Here is a 7,745-nt window from a genome sequence, read left to right as displayed (position 1 = left end):
TCGATGTCCTCGTCGGTGGCGTAGGTGCAGTGATCCACCGAGGCGGCGTCGAGTTCGACGGCAAGTTTGATGCCGTCGCCGCGGCCGAGCTGGCTGGCGTGCAGTCGTGGCTGCAAGCCTCGGGCAACTCCGGCAGTGAGAATGGCGCGCGCTTCATCGACATTGAAGGCACCCCGATCGCAGAAGACGTCGATCCAGCGGGCATGCGGGGCGCACGCCTCGAGCATGGTGGTGCGTACCAGCTCGACGTAATCGTCGCGATGGGAGGCGTATTCGGCTGGCACGACGTGCGCTCCGAGAAAAGTTGTCTCGCTGGTGTAATTGGTCGCCACGCGCAGGCTGCGGGCTTCGTCGGTGACATTGAGCCCGTAGCCGCTCTTGGTCTCGAAGGTAGTGACGCCGGCGTCGCGCAGTTCCCGGCCCAGGCGCGCAACATTGGCGGCCAAGACATCGTCGGTGGCCTGTCGGGTCGCTGCGACTGTTGTGGCGATACCACCGCCGTCGTAGGGCTGCCCCGCCATGCGGGCGGCGAATTCGGCTGCACGGTCGCCATCGAAGACGAGGTGGGCGTGGCTGTCGACGAAGCCGGGAATGACCGCCGCATGCCGGCAGTCGACGCGCTGGTCGGCGGCGGGAGCTTTGGCGGCCGGTCCGACCCAGGCGATCTGCCCATTGTCGACCAGAAGTGCGGCGTCGGTGAGGATTCCGAGCGGGCTGTGATCGCCCTGGGCGGGGTCGTTGGTGACTAGTTCGCCGATGTTGTCGTAGAGCACGGTCATGGGGAGCTCCTGATCGGTTCCGCGTCCAGCAGTGCGGTAATGCTGTGGGCAATTGCGGATGTGGGCTGTTCGATGCTGGTGTGACGGCGGTCGGCCACCACGCGGCGGCCGTCGATGATGACGTCGGTGACGTCGGCGGCGGTCGCGGCGAACACCGCGGTTTCTGCCGCCGCCGGGCTGCCGGCAGTACGGATGGAGTTCAGGTCGACGGCGACGAGGTCGGCGCGGTGGCCGATCCGTAGCTGGCCGGCGTCGCTGAACCCGAGGGCCTGGTGTCCGTTGGCGGTGGCCGCGGTGAGCAGGTCGGCGGCGGCGAACAGGCCGCGTTCACGGCGGGCGAGGCGTTCGTCGAGTTCGACGCCACGGGCTTCCTCGAACAGGTCGATGATGGCGTGGCTGTCGGAGCCCAGGCTGAACAGCCCGGCGGCCTGCATGAGGGCTGTGGCGGGGCCGATGCCGTCGCCGAGGTCGCGTTCGGTGGTGGGGCAGAAGCAGACACCGGTGATGGTGGTGTCGAGGTCGGTGATGTCGGCGTCGGTGAGGTGGGTGGCGTGCACCGCGGTGGTGCGCGGCCCCAGCGCTCCGTGGTCGCGCAGCAGCGCGGTGGGGGTGCAGCCGTGCACGACCAGGCATTGGTCGATCTCGGCGGTCTGTTCCGAGGAGTGCACGTGCAGCGGGGCGTCGTGGGTGGCGGCCCACTCCACGACGGCGCCCATGTGCGCGACGGGGACCCCACGCACCGAGTGCAGTGCCGCGCCGATCACGACGGAGCTGTCGCCGGTGTAGTGCTGGTGCAGGGTTTCGACGCGTTCGGCCCACCGCAGTCCGGTGTGGTCGCCGAAGCGTTGCTGCGGTCCGTCGGCCAATGGCGAACCGTCGACACCCGAGCTGAGATAGCAGGTGTCGAGCAGGGTGATCCGTAACCCGGCGTCGCGGGCGGCGGCGATCAGGGCATGGCCCATCGCGTTGGGATCGGCATAAGGGGTGCCACGATCGTCGTGGTGCAGGTAGTGAAACTCGCCGACGCAGGTGATGCCGGCCAGGACCATCTCCGCGTACACACCGCGCGCCAGCCGGTAGTAGGAATCCGGGGTAAGCCGGTCGGCGACCTGATACATCAGGTTGCGCCAGGTCCAGAACGTGCCGCGGTCACGCTGGGTGCGTGAGCGCAGCGAGCGGTGGAAGGCGTGCGAATGGGCGTTGGCCAATCCCGGCAGGACCAATCCGGTCAGCGCCGTGTCGCCGTCGCCGTGGTCGGTGTCGGCGGTGACGGCGGTGATGTAGCCGTCGGCGACCTCGATGGTGACTCCGTCGGCGACGGTGTCACCACCGAGCCAAGCATGCTGGCACCAGTACCGGGCGGAACTCATTGGCTGATCCAATCGGCCATGACGGCGGCCAGCGCGTCGGCGCCGAGGCGGCAATCGCTGATCTCGGCGTACTCGTCGGGTGAGTGGGAGACGCCAGTGGGGTTGCGCACGAACAACATCGCGGTCGGCAGCACCGCCGCGAGCACACCGGCGTCGTGGCCGGCAGCGGTGGGCAATACGGGCAGCTCACCGAACTGGGGCGCCAGGATGCGCTGAATACGCTCACGCGGTTCCCCGGGGAAGTGCACGGCCGGAGAGACGGACTCGGTTTCGATCTGTACCGAGGTGAGATCGATTCCGGCGTTGCGCGTGGCGTCGGCGGTGATGTCGTCGACGAGGGCGCGCAAGGTGTCCTCGTCGGCGGCGCGGGCATCCAACCACGCCAACACCTTCGACGGAATGGCGTTGGCGCCGTTGGGCGTGACCTGTACCTTGCCGAAGGTGGCGACCGCCTGGTGGGCGGCTGCGCGGGTGCGGGCGTCGTGCACCGAGGTGGCGAAGGTGAGCATGGGGTCGCGGCGGTCGACCAGCCGGGTGGCCCCGGCATGGTTGGCTTCCCCGCAGAACGAGAACTGCCAGCGGCCGTGTGGCCAGATCGCCGAGGCGACGGCCAGCGGCTTGTCCACGAGGTCGAGTGCGCGGCCCTGCTCGACGTGTAGTTCGACGTAGACCCCGACCCGCTGGGTCAGCGTCGGGTCGACGCCGACGTGGCGAGGGTCGCGTCCGGCGGCGCTCATCGCCTCGGCCAGGGAGGTGCCCTCGGCGTCGCGCAGTCCCAAGGCACGTTCGGCGGTGACCGCACCTGCCGACAGTTGCGAGCCGACGCATGCCACGCCGAAGCGCGCGCCCTCCTCGTCGGAGAACGCGGCGACGGCCACGGGGCGATGCGGGGTGACACCGGTGTGCTGCAGGATGTCGATCGCGGCGAAGGCGGTGATGATCCCCAAAGGACCGTCGAATGCGCCGCCGTCGGGAACCGAGTCCAGATGTGACCCGGTGACGAATGCATCGCGCGGGTCACCGGTGTGGCCGGGCGGTAGCCACCAGGCCCACAGGTTGCCGTTGCGGTCCTCTTCGACGCTCATGCCGCGCTGCTGGGCTTCGCCAGTGAACCATTCGCGCAGTGTCAGATCGGCTGTGCTCCAGGCGAATCGGCGATACCCGCCGCTGGCGGGGTCGCGGCCGACGTCGAGGATGGACTCCCACAGAGAGTCGAAGGTGCTCACTTGGCGTCCTGCATGGGGATGCGCACGCCACGCTCCTTGGCGACGTCGGCGGCGTGGTCGTAGCCGGCGTCGACGTGGCGGATGACGCCCATGGCGGGGTCGTTGGTGAGCACCCGCTCGAGTTTGCGTGCGGCCAGTTCGGTGCCGTCGGCCACACACACCTGGCCGGCGTGGATGGAGCGGCCGATCCCGACGCCGCCGCCGTGGTGCAGTGACACCCACGAGGCCCCGGAGGCGGTGTTGACCAGGGCGTTGAGCAGGGGCCAGTCGGCGATGGCGTCCGAGCCGTCGAGCATGGCCTCGGTTTCGCGGTAGGGCGAGGCGACCGATCCGGAGTCGAGGTGATCGCGGCCGATGACGATGGGGGCGGAGATCTCACCGCTGGCCACCATCTCGTTGAACTTCAGCCCTGCGCGGTGGCGCTCGCCGTAGCCGAGCCAGCAGATGCGGGCGGGCAGTCCCTCGAAGGCCACCTTCTCTCCGGCCATGGTGATCCAGCGCCGCAGGTGCTCGTTGTCGGGGAACAGTTCCAGGATGGCGCGGTCGGTGGCTTCGATGTCCTTGGGATCGCCGGACAGTGCGACCCACCGGAACGGGCCCAGGCCCTCCTCGAACTGCGGGCGGATGTAGGCGGGCACGAATCCGGGGAAGTCGAACGCGCGGTTGTAGCCGGCCTTGCGGGCCTCGTCGCGGATGGAGTTGCCGTAGTCGAACACCTCGGCGCCGCGGTCCTTGAATCCGACCATCGCCTCGACCTGACGGGCCATGGAGGCCTGGGCCTGCTCGGTGAAGTAGCCCGGGTCCTTGTCGGCCATCTTGGCCATGTCCTCGAATTCGATCCCGACCGGCAGATACGACAGCGGGTCGTGAGCAGAGGTCTGGTCGGTGACGATATCGATGGGAGCATTGCGCGAGAGCAGTTCGGGGAACACCTCGGCGGCGTTGCCCACGAGGCCGATCGACAGCGGCTTCTTGGCGTCGCGGGCCTCGATGGCCTGGCGGAGCGCGTCGTCGAGGTCGGCGGCCCGAGTGTCGAGGTAGCGGTGGGCGATGCGGCGGTCGATGCGGCTCTCGTCGCAGTCCACGCAGATGGCCACGCCCTCATTCATGGTGACGGCCAGCGGCTGGGCGCCGCCCATGCCGCCGACGCCAGCGGTCAGCGTGATGGTGCCCGCCAGGGTGCCGTTGAACCGCTTCTTGGCCACCGCGCCGAAGGTTTCGTAAGTGCCCTGCAGGATGCCCTGGGTGCCGATGTAGATCCATGATCCGGCCGTCATCTGGCCGTACATGATCAGCCCGGCAGCTTCCAATTCGCGGAAGTACTCCCAGTTGGCCCAGTCGCCGACGAGGTTGGAGTTGGCGATGAGCACCCGCGGGGCCCATTCACTGGTCCGCAGGATGCCGACGGGCTTGCCCGACTGCACAAGCAGCGTCTCGTCGTTCTCGAGGTCACGCAGGCTGGCCACGATCGCGTCGAACGCCTCCCAGCTGCGTGCTGCGCGGCCGGTACCGCCGTAGACGACCAGCTTGTCGGGGTGCTCGGCGACCTCCGGGTCGAGGTTGTTGCTCAGCATGCGCAGGACAGCTTCTTGCTGCCAGCCCTTGCAAGACAGGGTGGCTCCACGGGCGGCGCGCACGGTGCGGGGGCCGGAATTCTGCTCGGTCACGGTGATTCCTTTGAGGGGCTGTGCGGGTGGTGGCGTTGTTGGTGTCCAGCACACCGCATCCGGTCGCATTGCTGCAGAGCCGTTTCCGCGATACTGTCTCGAATCCGAGACAGATGGGTGGGTTGGGTGTCGAGTGCCTCTCCGGCCGTGGGCCGCTCCCTGGAGTTGCTGCTAGCGCTGGCGGCGCGCACCGGTCCGGTCGGTGCGGCGACGCTGGCCCGCGAGCTGGGCATTCCTCGATCAACGGTGTATCACCTGCTCGAAGTGCTCATCGAGCATCACTTCGTCGTGCATCTGCCTGAGCAGCGCGGCTACGGGCTGGGCGTGGCCGCTTTCGAGATCGGTTCGGCCTACATGCGCCACGAACCGCTGGAATTGCTGGCACGGCCGGTGCTGCGCCGACTGGTCGACGCGATCGGCGAGACCGCTCATCTGGGCGTCCTGCATGGCGCGGAGACGCTGTATCTGATCAAGGAACAGCCCGCAGTCGCCCGTGTGCCGGTGACGTTGGTGACCGACGTCGGTGTCCGGCTGCCGGCTCATCTGACGGCCAGCGGGCGGTCGATTCTGGCACACCTGCCCGCCGCTCAGGTGCGCGCGTTGTTCCCGGCGAGCACAGGGTTCGTGATCCGGACCGGCCGTGGTCCGACGTCGCTGCCGCAGCTGCGGCGGCTGCTCGGGGTTGAACGAAGCCAGGGTTGGGCCGAGGAGGACGGCCTGATCACCGAGGGGCTGCACTCGGTGGCTGCGTGCGCGTTCGACCATTCCAGCCGCCCGGTCGCGGCGATCAGCGTGACGCGGCGCGCCGACCGATCCTCGGTGGCGGTCAGCGAGCTGGTTCGTGCGGTGCGTCATGCCGCCCAGCAGCTGACGTGGGCGATGTCGGGGGTAGCGCCGCCGGGCTGGTTCTCGCGTTGACGTTGGTCAGGCGCCGCATTCGCAGTTGTGTGGGCTCTCAAACTGCTGCCGTTGGGCCCTCCGCCGCCGGCGGGCCGATTCGTAACGTTGTGTGGCAACGGGATCGGCGGACTGCAACGCGGGTACGGAAATGGGCCGCCGTTCGGCATCGACGGCGACCATGGTGAAGTAGCAGCTGTCGGTATGGCGCGCGATTCCGGAGATGATGTCGAGGGTGTCGACGCGGATCCCGATCTCCATCGAGGTGCGACCGGTGTAGTTGACCGATGCCGAGAAGGTGACCAGATCGCCGACGTGGATGGCGTCGCGAAACAGGACGCGATCCACCGAGAGCGTCACGACGTAGCTTCGGGCGTAGGCGCTGGCGCACGCGTAGGCGACCTGGTCGAGGATCTTCAGGATCGCTCCGCCGTGGACGTTGCCGGAGAAGTTGGCCATGTCGGGGGTCATCAGCAAGGTCATGGTCAGGCTGCGGGCCGGTGAATCCTGCGCGCCAGTGCTTGCGGAGGTGGGTGTCGGTTCTGGGCCGGTCACGGGTGTGTCCTCACGTGTGGTCGGGTGCCGTCACCGCTGGTGGCGTTGCGGTGCAGGGTGTGGGTCAGCGTGGCGGCGATCAGCGCGGCGGCGGCGCAGATCAGTGCGGGCGCGGTGTAGCTGTGCGTGCTGTCGCGCAAGTAACCCGCCAAGGTGGGGCCGACCAGCGCGGCCAGCCCGACGCTGGTGTAAAGGGCGCCGAGGGTAGCGCCGATTCCGTTGTCACCGAACAGATCTGCGGTAACTGCTGGGTACAGGCTGACGCACCCGCCGTAGGCGAGGCCGAACAGGACGGCGAAGCCGATCAGTACGGGCAGGGCACTGCTGGCCGCCCATCCCAGGAACGAGAACCCGAGGATGGCGGTCAGTGCAGCCAGCACACGCAGGCGCCCCATCCGGTCGGCGATACCGCCGAGCCCGAACCGGCCCAGGATGTTGCCGACGCCGATCAGTGCGATCAGCAGGGTCCCCATCTGCAGGGAGTAGCCCTGGTCACGGGCGGCCGGCACGAGGTGCACGTAGGGGATGAAGGTGCAGATCGAGGCCAGCAGCACCGAGAGGTAGAACCGGGCGAACACCGCGGTGCGCAGGACCGGCAACAGGGGCCGCGACGTCGACGCTATCGCCGCCGGGACGGCACGCGGACGTCGCCGAACCAGCAGCGCCGCAGGCAATCCCGCGGTGGCGATGGCGGCGCCGAGGATGACGAAGCACGTGCGCCATCCCAGTGTCGGCAAGACGGCGCCGACGGCCATCGGCGCCACGACCGTGCCGATTCCCAGTCCCGCGGTGGCGATGCCCGCCGCTGCGGAGCGCTTGACGGCGAACCAGGTTTGCACGGCGGCCATCGACGGTACATAGAGCAGGCCGATGCCCAAGCCGACACCGAGGCCGTAGCAGGCGTAGAGAGCGCTGAGCGTCGGTGCGCGCGAGGCCGCCAGGTATCCGGTCGTCATCACCAAGACCCCAGCCACGCACATCAGGCGGATGGATACGCGGTCGGCAAGTCGCCCCGCGATGGCGCCGAACAAGTGAAAACCGCCTGCAGCCAACGAGAACACCAATGCCACCGCCGAACGGGAGGCGTGGAACTCGTCGGCCAAGCCGGGAAAGGCGGCGGAAAAGGAGTATGCCGAGCCGTAGGTGACAGCGGTCAAGGCATGTACGGCCCACACCACCCTCCAACCGGCCCGGGTATCCAACCCTCGTGTGTCGCAGTCTGCCTCGGTCGCCGTCGGCGATGCCACCGCG

Annotated in this window: 7 protein-coding genes; 1 reads left to right on the top strand and 6 read right to left on the bottom strand. The window is 68.5% G+C overall.

The genetic code is table 11. The features are described from left to right. From ACWEFV_RS19990 to hutU, 4 genes are all read right to left on the bottom strand, one after another. Positions 1 to 779: imidazolonepropionase (locus ACWEFV_RS19990; RefSeq protein WP_450071411.1), on the bottom strand; the 779-nt coding region annotated here is incomplete at its 3' end. After that, on the bottom strand, positions 776 to 2,149 hold the full coding sequence (locus tag ACWEFV_RS19985; protein ID WP_450071410.1) for a formimidoylglutamate deiminase: 1,374 nt from the start codon (positions 2,147 to 2,149) through the stop codon (positions 776 to 778). The genes ACWEFV_RS19985 and ACWEFV_RS19990, both read right to left, overlap by 4 nt. Further along, positions 2,146 to 3,375 carry an allantoate amidohydrolase gene (locus tag ACWEFV_RS19980; protein WP_450071409.1) on the bottom strand — a complete coding sequence of 410 codons (1,230 nt, stop codon included), beginning with the start codon at positions 3,373 to 3,375 and terminating at the stop codon, positions 2,146 to 2,148. Before ACWEFV_RS19980 ends, ACWEFV_RS19985 begins: the two co-directional genes overlap by 4 nt. Further along, a complete protein-coding gene (hutU, locus tag ACWEFV_RS19975) occupies positions 3,372 to 5,048 on the bottom strand; it encodes a urocanate hydratase (protein ID WP_450071422.1) in 1,677 nt (558 codons plus the stop codon). Before hutU ends, ACWEFV_RS19980 begins: the two co-directional genes overlap by 4 nt. 120 nt (positions 5,049 to 5,168) lie before the next feature. Between hutU and ACWEFV_RS19970 the strand changes: the two genes are divergently transcribed. After that, positions 5,169 to 5,960 carry an IclR family transcriptional regulator gene (locus ACWEFV_RS19970; protein WP_135458199.1) on the top strand — a complete coding sequence of 264 codons (792 nt, stop codon included), beginning with the start codon at positions 5,169 to 5,171 and terminating at the stop codon, positions 5,958 to 5,960. Positions 5,961 to 5,966: 6 nt separating this feature from the next. Here ACWEFV_RS19970 and ACWEFV_RS19965 read toward each other — a convergent pair whose 3' ends face one another. Both ACWEFV_RS19965 and ACWEFV_RS19960 read right to left on the bottom strand, forming a co-directional pair. Beyond that, positions 5,967 to 6,422 (bottom strand): acyl-CoA thioesterase, encoded by a 456-nt coding sequence (locus tag ACWEFV_RS19965; protein ID WP_450071421.1) that lies wholly within the window; start codon positions 6,420 to 6,422, stop codon positions 5,967 to 5,969. 68 nt (positions 6,423 to 6,490) lie between these two features. Continuing rightward, positions 6,491 to 7,669: an MFS transporter gene (locus tag ACWEFV_RS19960; protein WP_450071408.1), complete on the bottom strand. Its 1,179-nt coding sequence runs from the start codon at positions 7,667 to 7,669 to the stop codon at positions 6,491 to 6,493. Positions 7,670 to 7,745 lie beyond the last annotated feature (76 nt).

The organism is Mycobacterium sp. NPDC004974, from assembly GCF_053600815.1.
Note: the sequence above shows the minus strand (reverse complement) of the source record. Positions and strands in the feature narration are given on the sequence as shown.